10 protein-coding genes are annotated in these 16,552 nt (G+C 66.7%); 4 read left to right on the forward strand and 6 right to left on the reverse strand.

Features of this window, described 5'->3' with window-relative positions:
• Nucleotides 1-557: 557 nt before the first annotated feature.
• The 3 genes from ACFPN1_RS03810 to ACFPN1_RS03820 all read right to left on the reverse strand — a co-directional run bounded on the left by ACFPN1_RS03810 (nt 558) and on the right by ACFPN1_RS03820 (nt 8,433).
• Nucleotides 558-1,331, reverse strand: a complete 774-nt coding sequence (locus ACFPN1_RS03810) for an NAD kinase (protein ID WP_386753140.1) — start codon at nt 1,329-1,331, stop codon at nt 558-560.
• A gap of 793 nt (nt 1,332-2,124) precedes the next feature.
• Nucleotides 2,125-7,128, reverse strand: coding sequence for an NAD-glutamate dehydrogenase (locus tag ACFPN1_RS03815; protein ID WP_386753141.1), 5,004 nt, complete (start codon nt 7,126-7,128; stop codon nt 2,125-2,127).
• 108 nt (nt 7,129-7,236) lie between these two features.
• On the reverse strand, nt 7,237-8,433 hold the full coding sequence (locus ACFPN1_RS03820; protein WP_386754024.1) for an acyl-CoA dehydrogenase family protein: 1,197 nt from the start codon (nt 8,431-8,433) through the stop codon (nt 7,237-7,239).
• A gap of 116 nt (nt 8,434-8,549) precedes the next feature.
• Between ACFPN1_RS03820 and ACFPN1_RS03825 the strand changes: the two genes are divergently transcribed.
• The 4 genes from ACFPN1_RS03825 (at nt 8,550) to ACFPN1_RS03840 (ending at nt 14,209) form a co-directional block, all read left to right on the forward strand.
• A complete protein-coding gene (locus ACFPN1_RS03825; RefSeq protein ID WP_386753143.1) occupies nt 8,550-9,515 on the forward strand; it encodes an ArsR/SmtB family transcription factor in 966 nt (321 codons plus the stop codon).
• A 1-nt stretch (nt 9,516) separates the two neighbouring features.
• Nucleotides 9,517-10,614: a homocysteine S-methyltransferase family protein gene (locus ACFPN1_RS03830; protein ID WP_386753145.1), complete on the forward strand. Its 1,098-nt coding sequence runs from the start codon at nt 9,517-9,519 to the stop codon at nt 10,612-10,614.
• Nucleotides 10,615-10,738: 124 nt separating this feature from the next.
• Nucleotides 10,739-13,429: a methionine synthase gene (gene metH / locus ACFPN1_RS03835; RefSeq protein ID WP_386753146.1), complete on the forward strand. Its 2,691-nt coding sequence runs from the start codon at nt 10,739-10,741 to the stop codon at nt 13,427-13,429.
• A 123-nt stretch (nt 13,430-13,552) separates the two neighbouring features.
• Nucleotides 13,553-14,209, forward strand: a complete 657-nt coding sequence (locus tag ACFPN1_RS03840; RefSeq protein ID WP_386753148.1) for a hypothetical protein — start codon at nt 13,553-13,555, stop codon at nt 14,207-14,209.
• Between the two features lie 30 nt (nt 14,210-14,239).
• Here the strand turns inward: ACFPN1_RS03840 and ACFPN1_RS03845 are convergent, their stop codons facing one another.
• From ACFPN1_RS03845 to ACFPN1_RS03855, 3 genes are read right to left on the reverse strand one after another with little or no spacing between them, the layout of a single operon-like run.
• Nucleotides 14,240-14,869 carry a DUF2058 domain-containing protein gene (locus tag ACFPN1_RS03845; protein ID WP_386753150.1) on the reverse strand — a complete coding sequence of 210 codons (630 nt, stop codon included), beginning with the start codon at nt 14,867-14,869 and terminating at the stop codon, nt 14,240-14,242.
• 25 nt (nt 14,870-14,894) lie between these two features.
• Nucleotides 14,895-15,128, reverse strand: a complete 234-nt coding sequence (locus ACFPN1_RS03850; protein WP_386753152.1) for a SlyX family protein — start codon at nt 15,126-15,128, stop codon at nt 14,895-14,897.
• 12 nt (nt 15,129-15,140) lie between these two features.
• Nucleotides 15,141-16,490 (reverse strand): UDP-glucose dehydrogenase family protein, encoded by a 1,350-nt coding sequence (locus ACFPN1_RS03855; RefSeq protein WP_386753153.1) that lies wholly within the window; start codon nt 16,488-16,490, stop codon nt 15,141-15,143.
• Between the last annotated feature and the right edge of the window lie 62 nt (nt 16,491-16,552).

The following is a 16,552-nucleotide window of genomic DNA, read 5'->3' on the forward strand; positions in this document are numbered from 1 at the left end:
GGATCCGGTGACTTCGACGCCGCCTGTCGAATCAGGCACGGCTCGCCGCCTTGCTCGTCATCCCCACGTAGGCGGAGATCCAGTGACCTTGACGTCGCCCCTCGAACAGGCGCGGTTCGCCGCCCTCGCTCGTCATCCCCGCGAAGGCGGGGATCCAGTGACTTTGACGCCACCCGTCGAACCTGGCGCGGCTCCACCTTCGCTCGTCATCCCTGCGGCTTTCAGCGGACGAATGTCCGATCAGGCGGGGATCCAGTGACTTTGACGTCTTCCGTCAAATTCCCGGCTTCGGAAGGACGCGCTGCCCGCCGGGCCGGGGGTGCTACGCCCTCCTGACGGCATCCATGCCTTTAAGTCGGGTCGCGGACCATCCTGGTCCGCTCTCCGCACCCCCAGCCCGACGGGCAGCGCTCGCAGTGAACGTGGAGGATGCGGCTTCTGCGGGGCCTTTTCCTGCTTCGTCCTGCCTTTATTGCTGCACCACGCGTCGCAGGTTGCGTGAGCAAGCCGCAACTGGCGCAACGCTGCATCAGGGCCCGCACTGCATGGCAAACAACTCACCCGCTGGTGAACTGCTCCGCCAGAATCCGCTCTTCCAGGTTGTGCTCAGGATCGAACAGCAGGGTCACCGTGCGATCGCGGGATTCGCGAATCGTGACTTCGACGATGTCGCGCACTTCATGCGAATCCGCGGTCGCGCTGACCGGCCGCTTGAAGGGATCGAGCACGCGGAAACACACCTCGGTATCGGCCTTCAGCACGGCGCCGCGCCAGCGTCGCGGACGGAACGCGGCGATCGGCGTCAGCGCGATCACGTTCGCCCCCAGCGGCAGGATCGGACCGTGCGCGGAGAAGTTGTAGGCGGTGCTGCCGGCCGGCGTCGCGACCAGCACGCCGTCGCAGATGAGTTCGTCCAGCCGGGTCTGGCCATTGAGATCGATCGACAGGTGCGCGGCCTGGCGGGTCTGTCGCAGCAGCGAGACTTCGTTGTAGGCCAGCGAGCCGACGGTCGCGCCGGATTCGGTCTGCGCGACCATCTCCAGCGGCCGCAACATCGCGGGTTCGGCGGCGTGGATGCGCTCGATCAGGTCCTCGCTGCGCTGGTGGTTCATCATGAAGCCGACCGTGCCGAGCTTCATGCCGTACACCGGCTTGGCGAGGCCGGCATGGCGATGCAGGGTCTGCAGCATGAAGCCATCGCCGCCCAGCGCGACGAGCACGTCCGCCTCCTGCGGCGGATGATCGCCGTAACGCGCGGTCATCTGCGCCAGCACGGCCTGCGCCTCTTCGGCGGGACTGGCGAGGAAGGCAAGGCGTGGCGTCGCGGTCATCGGCGGCTCCGTTGCGATGGCGCGAGCATAACGCGGAGGCGTGACGTGGCAAGTCACGCCGTTGGCCTCGATTGATTCAACGCCTGTCCCCTTCTCCCTCCGGGAGAAGGTGGCGCGAAGCGCCGGATGAGGGTGCGGCGAAGCAGTGGTGCGTTTGCTGCGGGATGAAGCGGTACCCGAGTCCCCTTCTCCCTCCGGGAGAAGATGGCGCGAAGCGCCGGATGAGGGTGCGACGGGGCGTTGTTGCTGGCGCGATGAAGAAAACGGCAGGAGCGCGAATCGCTCCTCGCTTGTTCACCGTCACCGCTCCGCCGAATCCTCACCCCAACCCCTCTCCCAGAGGGAGAGGGGCTCCTTCCCTTCTCCCTCCGGGAGAAGGTGGCGCGAAGCGCCGGATGAGGATACGGCGAAGCGGTGATGCAATGGCTGCGGAACGAAGCGGTAGCTGCGTCTTTCCCCTTCTCCCTCCGGGAGAAGGTGGCGCGAAGCGCCGGATGAGGGTGCGACGGGGCGTTGTTGCTGGCGCGGTGAAGAAAACGGCAGGAGCGCGAATCGCTCCTCGCTTGTTCACCGTCACCGCTCCGCCGAACCCTCACCCCAACCCCTCTCCCAGAGGGAGAGGGGCTCCTTCCTTCTCCCGCCGGGAGAAGGTGGCGCGAAGCGCCGGATGAGGGTTCGGCGAAGCGATATCGGCAAACTGCCTCGGCGTCGCCAATACAGTGCGAGCCTGGCCTACCCCGCTTCGCCGCACCCCAAACCCCTCTCCCGACGGGAGAGGGGCTCAGGTATCCGCTTACCCGCGGGACGCCAGCTGCGACAGGCGCTGCACCGCCACCGACACCGTCGGGTAATCCAGCGTCTTCTGCGCGGCCAGCTCGTTGAGCATCGCCATGGTGAAGCGCAGCGTCGCATCGTCGCGCTTCAACCAGGCCTGCACCCTGGCGTCGGCATTCCCGCCCGGCATCGACAGCACCTGCTGCACCAGCGCACGCTGCTGCGTGGCCAGCTCTTCGCGCAGGACGCCGCGGGCGACGGCGTGCCAGCGGCCCTCGACGGCGAGGTTGTCGATCTGGCCGCTGAGCCACGGCAGGTTCAGCGCTTCGCCCAGGCGGAAGTGGGCCTTGGCGACTTCGACCACCTTGAGCTTGCGTTCGCGCGCGATCTCGATGATGTCGCAGGCCGGCTCCAGGTACGGCAGCGCGGCCAGCTGCAGGGCGAGATCGTTCGGCACGCCCTTCGCCTTCCACTCGGCCAGCGAGGCCTCATAGCCCGGACGTTGCAGCGGACCCAGAATGTTCTCGCCGGCGCGGATGTCCTTGTAACCGTCGAAGTAGCGGCTCACCGCGGTGGCGATGTCGGGGATCGCACCCGGACGCGACAGCAGCCAGCGCGTGAACGAGCGCTGCAGGTTCCAGATCACCTGCAGGGCGTCGATCTGCACCGACTCGTGCACCTTGCCGTCGAGGCCGTCGATCTGCGCCCACAGCGCGCGCGCATCCAGCGTCTCGCGCGTGATGGTGAACGCCTTGGCCACCTCGCCCGGCGTGCGGCCGCTGTCCTCGGTCATGCGCAGGGTGAAGGTCGCGCCCATGCGGTTGACCATCGAGTTGGTCACCGCGGTCGCGATGATCTCGCGCTTCAGCCGGTGGCCTTCCATCGCCTTGGCGTACTTGTCCTGCAGCGGCTTGGGGAAGTAGCGGACCAGTTCCTTCGACAGGTACGGGTCTTCCGGCACGTCGGACTCGACCAGCTGCTGGAACAGCACGATCTTCGAATACGACAGCAGGATCGCCAGCTCCGGACGCGTCAGACCCACGCCGCGCGACTTGCGCTCGACCAGTTCGGCGTCGCTGGGCAGGAATTCGATCTGGCGATCGAGCAGCCCCTGCGATTCCAGTGTGCTGATGAAGTGGCGCTTGGAGCCCATGCGCGACACGCTCATCCGCTCCATCAGGCTGATCGCCTGGTTCTGGCGGTAGTTGTCGGCCAGCACCAGTTGCGCGACCTCATCGGTCATCGACGCGAGCAGCTTGTTGCGCGCGTCGAAGGTCAGCTTCTTCTTCTGCACCTCGCCGTTGAGCAGGATCTTGATGTTGACCTCGTGGTCCGAGGTGTCCACGCCGGCGGAGTTGTCGATGAAGTCGGTGTTGAGCAGCACGCCGTGCATGGCCGCTTCCACGCGGCCGAGCTGGGTCAGGCCCAGGTTGCCGCCCTCGCCCACCACCTTGCAGCGCAGTTCGCTGCCGTTGACGCGCAGGGTGTTGTTGGCGCGGTCGCCGACCTGCTGGTGGGTTTCGCTGGTCGCCTTCACGTAGGTGCCGATGCCGCCGTTCCACAGCAGATCGACCGGTGCCTTGAGGATGGCGTTCATCAGCTCGTTCGGGCTCATCGCCGTCACGCCGTTCTCGATACCGAGCGCGGCACGGGTTTCCGCGGAGACCGGGATCGACTTGGCCGAACGCGGGAACACGCCGCCGCCCTTGCTGATCAGCTTCTTGTCGTAGTCCTCCCACGACGAGCGCGGCAGCTTGAACATGCGGTCGCGTTCCTTGAACGAGATCGCGGCGTCCGGGTTCGGGTCGAGGAAGATGTGGCGGTGGTCGAACGCCGCGACCAGGCGGATGTGCTTCGACAGCAGCATGCCGTTGCCGAACACGTCGCCGGACATGTCGCCCACGCCCACGCAGGTGAAGTCTTCCTTCTGGCTGTCGCGGCCCATGGCGCGGAAGTGGCGCTTGACCGACTCCCAGCCGCCGCGCGCGGTGATGCCCATGCCCTTGTGGTCGTAACCGACCGAGCCGCCCGAGGCGAACGCGTCGTCGAGCCAGTACTTGTGCGCGGCGGCGATGCCGTTGGCGATGTCGGAGAACGTCGCCGTGCCCTTGTCCGCCGCGACGACCAGGTACGGATCGTCCGCGTCATGGCGCACAACGTTGGCCGGATTCACGATCTTGCCGTCCGGCGTGATGTTGTCGGTGATGTCCAGCAGGCCGTTGATGAAGCGCTTGTAGCAGGCCACGCCTTCGTTGAACCACCCATCGCGGTCGACGGCCGGATTCGGCAGCTGCTTACAGTAGAAACCGCCCTTCGAGCCGACCGGCACGATGACGGTGTTCTTCACCATCTGCGCCTTCACCAGGCCCAGCACCTCGGTGCGGAAGTCTTCGCGGCGGTCCGACCAGCGCAGGCCGCCACGCGCGACGGGGCCGAAGCGCAGGTGCACGCCTTCCACGCGCGGGCCGTAGACGAAGATCTCGCGGTACGGACGCGGCTTGGGCAGGTCGGGCACGCGGGACGGATCGAACTTGAAGCTGACGTAATCGGCCGGGCCGCCATCCTTGCGCAGGCCGTTCGCGTACTGGATGTAGTAGCTGGTGCGCAGCGTGGCGTCGATCACGCCGAGGAAGCTGCGGAAGATGCGGTCTTCGTCGAGGCTGGAAACGCGGTCGAGCAGCGACTTGAACGCAGCACGCGTCGCATCGACCTGCTGCTCGCGCTTGCCGGCGCGCGCTTCGATCACCGGCGACACCGCCGCCATCAGCGCGGCATCGTCGCCGGCCAGCGCGGCGAGCTGGGCACGGAATCGCTCCATGCCCGCCTTGATGTCGGCCTTGCTTTCGCTGCCGGTGGCCGGATCGAACTTGGCTTCGAACACTTCCACCAGCAGGCGGGCAAGGATCGGATAACGCGCGAACGTCGCTTCGACGTAGCTCTGCGAGAACGGCACGCCGACCTGCAGCAGGTACTTGCAGTAGCCGCGCAGCATCGCGACCTGGCGCCAGGACAGGCTGGCGCCGAGGATCAGGCGGTTGAAGCCGTCGTTCTCGGCGTTGCCGCGCCAGATCTGGGCGAAGGCGTCCTCGAAGTTCTCGTCGATATTGGCCAGATCGAGCTCGGCGCCGATGGTCTCGACCTCGAAGTCCTGGACGTAGAACACCTGGCCATTGGCCGCGAGCCGGTACGGGTGCTCGGATATCACCCGCAGGCCCATGTTCTCCATCATCGGCAGCGCGTCCGACAGCGGGATGTCGTCGTTCTGGCGATAGAACTTGAAGCGCAGGCCGCCCGTGCCCTTGTGGGCGCGATGCAGGCTCAGGCGCAGGTCGTCCGGGCCGGTGAGCGCGGCGAGGTTGGCGATGTCCTGCGCGGCGACTTCGGCGCCCACCTCCTCGATGTAACCCGGCGGCAGCGCGCGGCCGTAACGGTTGGCGAGGATCAGGCCTTCGTGTTCGCCATGACGCTCGACCAGGCGTTCGCGCAGGTCGTCCTGCCAGTTGCGGATGATCTTCGCCAGGGCCGACTCGATCGCGGCGTTGTCGACCTCGACCACGTCGCCCGACTTCGGCCGGATCACCAGGTGCAGCTGCGCCAGCGGCGATTCGCTGAGCTGCACGTTGGTGTCGACGAACTCGCCGTGCAGCATCTCCTTCAGCATCGCCTCGATGCGCAGGCGCACGTCAGTGTTGAAGCGGTCGCGCGGGATGTAGACCAGGCCGGAGAAGAAGCGGCCATAACGGTCGCGACGCAGGAACAGCTTGCTGCGCACGCGTTCCTGCAGGCCGAGGATGCCGCTCGCGGTGCGCAGCAGCTCGGGACCCGTCGCCTGGAACAGCTCGTCGCGCGGGAGGGTTTCCAGGATGTGGCGCAGCGCCTTGCCGCTGTGGCTGGTCGGCGTCAGGCCGGACTGCTGCATCACGTATTCGTGGCGCTGGCGCACCAGCGGGATGTCCCACGGGCGGCGGTTGTACGCGCTGGAGGTGTACAGGCCGACGAAGCGCTTCTCGCCGATCGGCTTGCCCTTCGCGTCGAAGTCGAGCACGCCGATGTAATCCATGTAGCCGGGGCGGTGCACGGTCGATCGCGCGTTGGTCTTGGTCAGGATCAGCGCTTCGGCGCCTTCCTTCCTGTTGACGCTGTGCGCGGGCAGCGACTTCACCGAACGCGGCTTGCCGGCATCGTGGCCGCGCATCAGCCCCAGGCCGGTGCCGTCGACCGCGCGCAGGACTTCGTCGTCGCCCTGCTTCACCACTTCGTACTCGCGATAACCGAGGAAGGTGAAATGGTTGTCCGCAGCCCAGCGCAGGAATTCCTGCGATTCGCGACGGGCGGCCTCATCGGCCGGGAACTTGCGCGAGCCGAATTCTTCGGCGATCTGCTGCATGCGTCCGCGCATCTGCGCCCAGTCGCGCACGATGGCACGCACGTCGGCCAGCGCGGTTTCCACCGCCTTCTGGATCTTCGGCATCGCGTCCGGCGCCTGGCGATCGATTTCCAGGTGCATCAGCGACTCCGGCGTGCCGTCACCCACGGCGACGAGCTTGCCGCCCTTGTCGCGCTGGAACGTGACCACCGGGTGGCCCAGCACGTGCACGCCGATGCCCAGTTCGGCGAGCGCCATGATCACGGTGTCGACCAGGAACGGCATGTCGTCGTTGGCGATCTGCAGCACGGTGTGCGCGGATTCCCAGCCGTGGCTCTTGATCGTCGAGTTGAACAGGCGCACCAGCGCGGTACCGGGCTTGCGCGCGCGCGCGAAGTCGAGGAAATCCACTGCCAGCGCGGCCCAGCCATCGGCGCTGTGCTGCGGCATCTCGTCGTCGCTCATGCGGCGGTAGAACGCGTTGATGAACGCCTCGCCCTCGGCATGGCGCGCCTTGGGCAGGCGCTTGCGCATGGCAGCGAGGATGGGCTCGAGCGAAACGGCCTGGCTCCCGCTGGCGGGCGCCTGTCTGGCATCGACGGTCTTGGCGGTCGCCTTGCCGGCGGCCTTGCGCGGAGCTTTGGGTACGGTGCTCATGGGGACGTGGGAATCCGATCCGTTAGATGTGGGTTAGTGCAAATACGCAAATGACGATGCAAAGCAATCGGGCCCGCGGTGCTACCGCGGGCCCTCGGGACAACTGGATCAGCGCAATCCTGTTTCGTTGCGCGCGATCACCAGGCGCTGGATCTCGCTGGTGCCTTCGTAGATTTCCGTGATCTTGGCGTCGCGGAAGTAGCGCTCCAGCGGCATTTCCTTCGAATAACCCATGCCGCCGTGGATCTGCACGGCCTGGTGGGTGATCCACATGGCCGCTTCGGACGCCATCAGCTTGGCGATGGCGGCTTCGTTGCTGAAGCGCGCGCCGCCCTTTTCGAACTCGCCCTTCTGCCAGGCCGCACGCAAGGTCAGCAGCGTGGCCGCGTCGAGCTTGCACTTCATGTCGGCGATCTTGGCCTGGGTCATCTGGAACGTGCCGATTGGCGCGCCGAAGGCCTTGCGCTCCTTCACGTATTCGATGGTCTTCTCGTAGGCGGCGCGGGCGATGCCGAGCGCCTGCGAGGCGATGCCGATGCGGCCGGCGTCGAGCACGCCCATCGCGATCTTGAAGCCCTCGCCTTCCTGGCCGAGCACCTCGTCCGGCTGCACGACGTAATCGGCGAATTCGATTTCGCAGGTGGCCGAGGCGCGGATGCCCAGCTTGGGCTCGGTCTTGCCGCGGTGGAAACCGGGCTTGGCGGTGTCGATCAGGAACGCCGTGATGCCGCGTGCCCCCTTGTCCGGGTCCGTCATGGCGAACAGCACGATGTACTTGGCGACCGGGCCGGACGTGATCCAGCTCTTCTTGCCATTGACGACGTAGGTGCCGTCGGCCTGCTTCACCGCCTTGCAGCGCATGGCGGTGGCATCCGAGCCCGACTGCGGCTCGGTCAGGGCGAAGGCGCCGATCTCGCGGCCTTCGGCGATGGCCCGGACGTACAGCTGCTTCTGCGCCTCGGTGCCGAACTTCAGGATGCCGTTGCAGAACAGCGAGTTGTTGACCGACATGATCGTCGAATGCGCGGCGTCGCCGGCGGCGATCTCGATCATGGCCAGCACGTAGCTGATCGGATCCATGCCCGCGCCGCCGTATTCGGCCGGCACTTCGATGCCCATCAGGCCGTTCTCACCGAGGGTACGGATGTTCTCCAGCGGGAATTCGCCGGTCTGGTCGTGGTGCTCGGCGCTCGGCGCGATCTTCTCCTGCGCGATGCGGCGCGCCACGTCCTGGATCATCAACTGCTCTTCGGTGAAGCGGAAATCCACGTCGGTACCCTTCTGTGACTCGGCGAAGACGCGAATTGTAGCCGCCGCGGCGAAATAACCCCACCTTTTCGGCTGCCCTCGCTTGACCCGCCCACGCCCGCGGCCGCACACTTATCGCTATATCGCGATACGTCGATAAAAGGACATTTCCCATGGATCTCGAAGGCTGGTCCTCCCGCCTCAAGGTTTTCGCCGACGCCACCCGGGTGCGTCTGCTCGCGCTGCTCGAACGCGAGGAGCTCACCGTCGCCGAACTCTCGGCGATCACGCGGCTGGCGCAACCGCGCGTCTCCACCCACCTGTCCAAGCTGAAGGAGGCGGGACTCGTCCGCGACCGCCGCTCCGGGGTCTCCGCCTACTACCGGTTCGACGAGGGCGCCCTCGACGCCGCCCAACTCGCCCTGTGGCAGACGCTGCGCGAAGGCAGCGACGATCCGCTGCTGCGCCAGGACCGCGATCGCGTGGCCGCGGTGCTGGCGGCGCGCGCCAGCGAGCAGAACTGGGCCGACTCGGTCGCCGGCGACATGGAACGCCACTACTCGCCCGGACGCACCTGGGAGGCGCTCGCGCGCTCGGCGCTGCCGCTGCTGCAACCGGGCGACGTGCTGGACATCGCCTCGGGCGACGGCGTGCTCGCCGAACTGCTGGCCCCGCACGCCAACCGGTACGTCTGCCTGGATTCCAGCACCAAGGTCGTGCTGGCCGCGTCGGAACGGCTGCGCAAGCTGGAAAACGTCGAAGTGCGCGAGGGCGACATGCACGCACTGCCGTTCGGCGCCGCGCAGTTCGACCTGGTCGTGCTGATGCACGCGCTCACCTATTCCGAACATCCCGCCCAGGCCGTGCTCGAAGCCGCACGCGTGCTCCGCCCGGGCGGCCGGCTGCTGCTGACCAGCCTCGCCCGGCACGAGCACCGCCAGGTGGTCGAGGCCTATGGCCACGTCAACCTGGGCTTCACAGAGAAGGAATTGCAGAAATTCGTCGCCAAGGCCGGCCTCGACATCATCAGCAGCGAAGCGGTCACGCGCGAGCGCCGCCCGCCGCATTTCGAGGTCATCGCACTGATGGCGCGCAAGGCAGCAGAGGCCGGCGTAACCCGCAAGGCGAAGAAGAACTGAAATGAACGTACTTCCGTGGCTCCATCCCGACCGCGTCGACCTGCTCCAGCGCCTGCTGCGCGAGCGCATCCTCGTCATCGACGGTGCGATGGGCACGATGATCCAACAGCACGACCTGCAGGAAGCCGACTTCCGCGGCGCGCGATTCGCCAACGGCTATGACCAGCACCGCCCGAAGCATGACCATGCCCACGGCGACGGCTGCGGCTGCACGCGCGACCAGCGCGGCAACAACGACCTGCTGAGTCTCACCCGCCCCGAAATCATCAGCGCCATCCACACGCAGTACCTCGAAGCCGGGGCCGACCTGATCGAGACCAACACTTTCAATTCCACCGCAATCTCTCTGGAGGACTACGGCCTGCAGCATCTGGCTCGCGAGCTCAACGAGGCCGGCGCGCGACTGGCGCGACAGGCCTGCGACGCGATGGAGGCCAGGGATCCCGCCAGGCCCCGCTTCGTGATCGGCGTGCTCGGCCCCACCAGCCGCACGGCTTCCCTGAGCCCGGACGTGAACCGCCCCGGCTTCCGCGCCATCACCTTCGACGAACTGCGCATGGCCTACCGCGAAGCCGTTGAAGGACTGATCGACGGCGGCGCGGACGTGATCATGGTCGAGACGATTTTCGACACGCTCAATGCGAAGGCCGCGCTGTTCGCGATCGAGGAGGCCTTCGAGGCCCGCGGCGCGCGCCTGCCGGTGATGATCTCCGGCACGATCACGGACGCCTCGGGCCGCACGCTCTCGGGCCAGACCGCGGAGGCGTTCTGGTATTCGCTGCGCCATGCCCAGCCCTTGTCGATCGGCCTGAACTGCGCGCTGGGCGCGAAGGAACTGCGCGCGCACATCGACGTGCTGGCGCAGGTCGCCGACGTCCACGTCAGCGCGCATCCCAACGCCGGCCTGCCCAACGCCTTCGGCGGCTACGACGAGACGCCGGCCGACATGGCGGCCGACCTGCGCGGCTTCGCCGAGGGCGGTTTGCTCAACCTGGTCGGCGGTTGCTGCGGCACCACGCCGGAACACATCGCGGCCATCGCCGATGCGGTGCGCGGACTGCCGCCGCGGGCGTTGCCACGGCTGGAGTCCGCGGCATGAGTGCCCTCGCGCCATCGTTCGCTTCGTTGCCGCGCACGCAGGAACCCGGCGCCTTTCGTCCGCGTGCCCGCGAGGCAAACGGCCGGATCCCTGCTGTCGCAGGGATGAGGGCAAGAACCAGCCGATGACCGCCACCCTCTCCCGCCAGACCCGCCTCAGCGGTCTGGAGCCGCTGCAAATCACGCCCGAGTCGAACTTCATCAATGTCGGCGAGCGCACCAACGTCACCGGCAGCGCGCAATTCAAGAAGCTGATCCTCGAAGGCCGCTACGACGAAGCCATCGTCGTCGCGCGCCAGCAGGTCGAAAACGGCGCGCAGGTCATCGACGTCAACATGGACGAGGGTCTGCTCGATTCCGAGCAGGCGATGGTGACCTTCCTCAACCTGATCGCGGCCGAGCCGGACATCGCCCGCGTTCCGGTGATGGTCGACAGTTCGAAGTGGAGCGTGATCGAAGCCGGCCTGAAATGCCTGCAGGGCAAGGGCATCGTCAATTCGATCTCGATGAAGGAAGGCGAAGCCGAGTTCCTGCGCCAGGCACGGCTCGTGCGGCGCTATGGCGCGGCAGTAGTGGTCATGGCCTTCGACGAGGAAGGCCAGGCCGACACGGTCGCACGCAAGGTCGAAATCTGCTCGCGCGCCTATCGCCTGCTGACCGGACAGGTCGGCTTCCCGCCCGAGGACATCATCTTCGATCCCAACGTGTTCGCGATCGCCACCGGCATCGAGGAGCACAACGACTACGCGGTCGCCTTCATCGAAGCCTGCCGCGAACTGAAGCGGCGGCATCCGTACAGCCACGTGTCCGGTGGCGTCTCCAACGTCTCGTTCTCGTTCCGCGGCAACGAGCCGGTGCGCCAGGCGATCCACGTCGTGTTCCTGTACCACGCGATCCGGGCCGGCATGGACATGGGGATCGTCAACGCAGGCGCCCTGCCCCTGTACGACGACCTGGATCCGCTGCTACGCGAGCGTGTGGAGGACGTCGTCCTCAACCGTCGCGCGGATGCCACCGAGCGGCTCCTCGAGATCGCCGACCGCTACAAGGGAAAGAAAGGGGAAAAGAAGGCGGAGGACCTGGCCTGGCGTGGGAAGCCGGTGCGCGAACGCCTCAGCCATTCGTTGGTCCACGGCATCGACCAGTACATCGAGACCGACGCCGAGGAGGCCCGACTTCAATCCGCCCGCCCGCTCGACGTCATCGAAGGCCCGTTGATGGACGGCATGAACGTCGTCGGCGACCTGTTCGGCGCCGGCAAGATGTTCCTGCCGCAGGTGGTGAAGTCGGCGCGGGTGATGAAGAAGGCCGTGGCCTACCTGCTGCCCTTCATCGAGGCCGAAAAGCAGCGCACGGGCGACTCCGGCAAGTCGAACGGCAAGATCGTCATGGCCACGGTCAAGGGCGACGTGCACGACATCGGCAAGAACATCGTCGGCGTGGTGCTCGCCTGCAACAACTTCGAGGTCATCGACCTGGGCGTGATGGTGCCGGCGCAGGTCATCCTCGATCGAGCGAAAGCTGAAAACGCCGACCTGATCGGCCTGTCCGGCCTGATCACGCCATCGCTGGAAGAAATGAGCCACGTCGCGCGCGAGATGCAGCGGCAGGGATTCGAGATGCCGCTGCTGATCGGCGGCGCGACGACCTCGCGCGCGCACACCGCGCTGAAGATCGATCCGCACTACCAGGCGCCGACCGTGTGGGTGAAGGACGCCTCGCGGGCGGTCGGCGTGGCCCAGTCGCTGATCAGCGCGGATCTGCGCGGACCGTTCGTGGCCGCCAACGACGCCGACTACGCGGAGATCCGCCTGCGCCACAGGCAGCGCGGCGACGGCAAACGCCTGGTGTCGCTGGAGAAGGCGCGCGGCCAGAAGTTCGACGGCGACTGGAACGCGTACACCCCGCCGATGCCGAAGCAGCCCGGGCTGCACGTGTTCGACGACTATCCACTGGCCGAACTTGTCGGCTACATCGACTGGACGCCGTTCTTCAACACCTGGGAGCTGGCGGGCAAATTCCCGGCGATTCTCGGCGACGAGATCGTCGGCGCGCAGGCGAGCGAGCTGTATCGCGACGCGAAGGCGATGCTTCGGCGGATCGTCAATGAAAAGTGGTTGCGGGCGAAGGCGGTGTTCGCGCTGTGGCCGGCGAATTCGGTCGGCGACGATGTCGTAGTCGAAACCGACGTGGGCCCTGCCACGTTCTGCTTCCTGCGCCAGCAGGCGGACAAGCCGGCGGATCGGCCGGACTTCTGCCTGGCCGACTTCATCGCGCCGAAGGAGTCCGGCCGGCAGGACTGGATCGGCGGATTCGCGGTCACCGCGGGCATAGGCATCGAAGAGCATGTCGCGCGCTTCGAGGCCGAGCACGACGACTACAACGCGATCCTGCTCAAGGCGCTCGCCGACCGCTTCGCCGAAGCCTTCGCGGAACGCCTGCACGAACGCGTGCGCCGCGAGTTCTGGGGCTACGCCCCCGACGAGGCGCTCGACAACGATGCCCTGATCGACGAGCGATACAGCGGCATTCGCCCGGCACCGGGTTATCCCGCCTGTCCGGAGCACAGCGAGAAGGCCACGCTGTTCCGGTTGCTCGACGCCGAACGCAACGCGGGAGTGAAACTCACCGAGAGCTTCGCGATGTATCCCGCCGCCGCCGTGTCGGGCTACTACTTCAGTCATCCGCGCAGCCAGTATTTCGTCGTCGGCCGGGTGTCGAAGGAGCAGGTGGAGGACTACGCCCGGCGCAAGGGCGTATCGCTCGCCCAGGCCGAACGCTGGCTGGCGTCCAATCTGGATTACGACCCCGAGTGACGGCCTGAGTCCCGGCACCGAGCCGGGTTCCCGCTGGTGTCGCGCCAGCGCGCTCTCGACTAGGATCCCGGACACCGGTTGCCGCCCAGGGAACCGTCAGCCACCCAGCCCATTGCCACCGACATGACGGAATCGAGCAACGCCGACTTCATCGAACAGCACGCGGCACCGGGTCGCATCGGCCTGTGCGGCGGCACCGATCCGATCAACAAGCTGATTCGCAAGGCCCAGGCACCGTTGACCGCGGACGGCCATCGCAGCCTGTGGTCGCATGCGTTCCTTTTCAGCGAGCGGCGCCGCGACGGCCAGTGGTGGGTGATCGAATCCGACCTGGACGTGCGCTTCCGCCAGGTGCGCCTGGGCGTGCAGGAGAACCGCGCGTCCAGGTACTTCGATGCCGAAGCGTTCCCGAACCTGGCGATCCTCGACTTCCATCTCGACGAGGGACAGACGCAGAAGGTGCAGGTCGCCGCGCTGGATCTGCTATCGGGCCTGGCGAGCTATTCGCTGCGCGAGCTGGCCGGCACGTTGCTGGCGATGCACAGCACGCGCCTGCGCATGCGCGACAACCTGCTTGCGCGGGAAGGGGCTCTGTACTGTTCGGCGATGGTCCAGCACTGCTATGCCGCCGCCGGCATCCAGTTCCTGCCCGGCGTGCACGGCAAGAACGTGGCCCCGCACGACATCGACGAGTCGCCCCTGCCGCACGCCTCGCATCGCCTGATCCGCGACCTGGGAATATCGAAGGTACGGCGCGCCTTACGCGCAATCACACCCTGATGCAGCCGTGCTGCAGCCTACGCGCGCGCGTTACCAGACCAGGTCGTCGGGTACCTGGTACTTCGGATCCGCGTAGGGATCGTCTTCAGCCGGTGCGTCCGGATCGACCTTGAGCGCAATGGCGGCAGGAAAGATTTCCTGCGCCTGTGCGACGAGCTCAGCCGACACCAGCAGGTAACGCCCGTCCAGCTGCAGCACGCCCAGTTCGCCGGCATTGAGCGCCTTGAGTTGTTCGGCAGTGACGTAGATGCGCTTGATCTTGCCGCCGTAGGGAAAATGGCGCGCGATGTCCGCATCGGCGACGTTGAGGACCTTGTCCTTCACCAGTTCTGCCAGCTTCGCGCGCGCTTCGCGACGCTTGCGCGCTTCTTCCTGCTTCGCCGCTTCCGCGGCGATGCGCTCGTCCTTTTCGCGCTGCGCGCGCAGGGCGTAGGCCTTGGCCAGGTCCATCTCGTCGCGGCGACCGGCCGGTCTCGCGCCCGGCTTGTGCCCGGAACGCTGCTGCGGCTTGCCAGCGGCGCGCTCCTGCTGGCGCCCGCCCGCCGGCTTGCCGTGTGGTCGGGCCTGCGGTGCACCGGACTTCCTGTCCTGGGGGCGCTCGGGCTTGGGTGACGGCTTGAAACCGAGGCCGAGCAGCTGATCGCGGAGGCTGTCGCTCATTGCTTGTTACGTTCTCGCGGATGGTTCAGTAGTGCGGCGGCGGCGGTTCCAGCGAAGCATCGCCCGTCACCGGTGCCGAGGAAAGCGTAGCGCGCATGGCCTTGAGCTCTTCGAGCGCGCGATGCAGCAGCAGCGCGGTGCGCGCTTCCTCGTCGCGCGCGGCCGCGAGCGCGTCGCTGAGCTCGATCAGCGCCTGCTCCTGGAAAGCCAGGCGCGTTTCCAGGTCGGCGAGGCGTTGCTGGAGTTCTTCGGGAATCATGTTCGAACCCGTTCAGTCCATCCCGTTGCCGCGGACGGAGCGGCCGCGGCCGATACCGTAGTAGGCCAGGCCCGACTGTTCCACTTCGTGCGGCTCGTACAGGTTGCGCCCGTCGAAGATCACCTTGTCGGCCAGCGTGGCCTCCAGGCGGTTGAAATCGGGGCTGCGGAACTGCTTCCACTCGGTGACCACGGCCAGTGCATGCGCGCCTTCCAGCGCCTGTCGGGCGGTATCGCACAGCAGCAGGTCGTCGCGCTCGCCGAAAATGCGCCGGGCCTCGTCGCGGGCCTCGGGATCGTAGGCACGGACCCTGGCGCCGGCTTCCCACAGGCGCGCGAGCAGCGTCCGGCTGGACGCCTCGCGCATGTCGTCGGTATTCGGCTTGAACGCCAGGCCCCACACGGCGACCGTCTTGCCTGCGAGGTCGCCTTCGTAGTGATCCATCATCAGCTCGAACAGGCGATGCTTCTGGCGCCCGTTCACCGCTTCGACGGCTTCGAGGATCTGCGCCACGTAGCCATGCTGCCGCGCCGTGCGTTCCAGTGCCTGCACGTCCTTGGGGAAGCAGGAGCCGCCGTAGCCGGCGCCGGGATAGATGAAGCTGTAACCGATGCGCGGATCCGAGCCGATGCCGTGGCGGACATGCTCGATATCGGCGCCCACGCGTTCGGCGATGTTCGCCATCTCGTTCATGAAGCTGATCTTCGTCGCCAGCATCGCGTTCGCCGCGTACTTGGTCAGCTCCGCCGAACGCACGTCCATGGCCACGATGCGTTCGTGGTTGCGGTTGAACGGCGCATACAGGCGCTTGAGCTGCTCGATGGACGCCGGGTTGCCGGCACCGATGACAATACGATCGGGGCGCATGCAGTCGTTGACCGCATCGCCCTCCTTCAGGAATTCGGGATTGGAGGCGACATCGAACTCGATGTTTTCACCGCGCGCCGCAAGTTCGGCCGCAATCACCGCGCGCACCTTGTCGGCAGTGCCGACCGGAACCGTCGATTTGTCGACGATCACCGCGGGACGCGACAGGTTCTGGCCGATCGTCCTGGCCACCGCCAGCACGTACTTGAGGTCGGCGCTGCCGTCCTCGTCCGGCGGCGTGCCCACGGCGATGAAGATCGTGTTGCCATGCTGGATCGCGCGGGCGGCGTCGGTGGTGAAGTTCAGGCGTCCCGCAGCGTGGTTAGCCTTGACCATCGGTTCGAGCCCCGGCTCGTAGATCGGGATGATCCCGTTGTTCAGCCCTTCGACCTTCGCCGCATCGATGTCGACGCAGACGACGTCGTGGCCGACTTCGGCCAGGCAGGTTCCGGTGACGAGGCCGACGTAACCGGTTCCGAAAATGGTGACGCGCATGAAGTCGTTTTCCTTACCTTGCTCTTGCAGGTGGGACGTGCGAAACGCGCCAGGGCGCTCCG

Origin of the sequence: Lysobacter yangpyeongensis, assembly GCF_042655745.1 — a bacterium.
Taxonomy (GTDB): Bacteria; Pseudomonadota; Gammaproteobacteria; order Xanthomonadales; family Xanthomonadaceae; genus Agrilutibacter; species Agrilutibacter yangpyeongensis.

Bases quoted from the DNA above. Each gene is read 5' to 3' on its own strand.
- ACFPN1_RS03855 (WP_386753153.1), bottom strand. From the start codon at position 16,490: ATGCGCGTCACCATTTTCGGAACCGGTTACGTCGGCCTCGTCACCGGA.
- ACFPN1_RS03850 (WP_386753152.1), bottom strand. From the start codon at position 15,128: ATGATTCCCGAAGAACTCCAGCAACGCCTCGCCGACCTGGAAACGCGC.
- ACFPN1_RS03815 (WP_386753141.1), bottom strand. From the start codon at position 7,128: ATGAGCACCGTACCCAAAGCTCCGCGCAAGGCCGCCGGCAAGGCGACC.
- metH (WP_386753146.1), top strand. From the start codon at position 10,739: ATGACCGCCACCCTCTCCCGCCAGACCCGCCTCAGCGGTCTGGAGCCG.
- ACFPN1_RS03845 (WP_386753150.1), bottom strand. From the start codon at position 14,869: ATGAGCGACAGCCTCCGCGATCAGCTGCTCGGCCTCGGTTTCAAGCCG.
- ACFPN1_RS03840 (WP_386753148.1), top strand. From the start codon at position 13,553: ATGACGGAATCGAGCAACGCCGACTTCATCGAACAGCACGCGGCACCG.
- ACFPN1_RS03810 (WP_386753140.1), bottom strand. From the start codon at position 1,331: ATGACCGCGACGCCACGCCTTGCCTTCCTCGCCAGTCCCGCCGAAGAG.
- ACFPN1_RS03830 (WP_386753145.1), top strand. From the start codon at position 9,517: ATGAACGTACTTCCGTGGCTCCATCCCGACCGCGTCGACCTGCTCCAG.
- ACFPN1_RS03825 (WP_386753143.1), top strand. From the start codon at position 8,550: ATGGATCTCGAAGGCTGGTCCTCCCGCCTCAAGGTTTTCGCCGACGCC.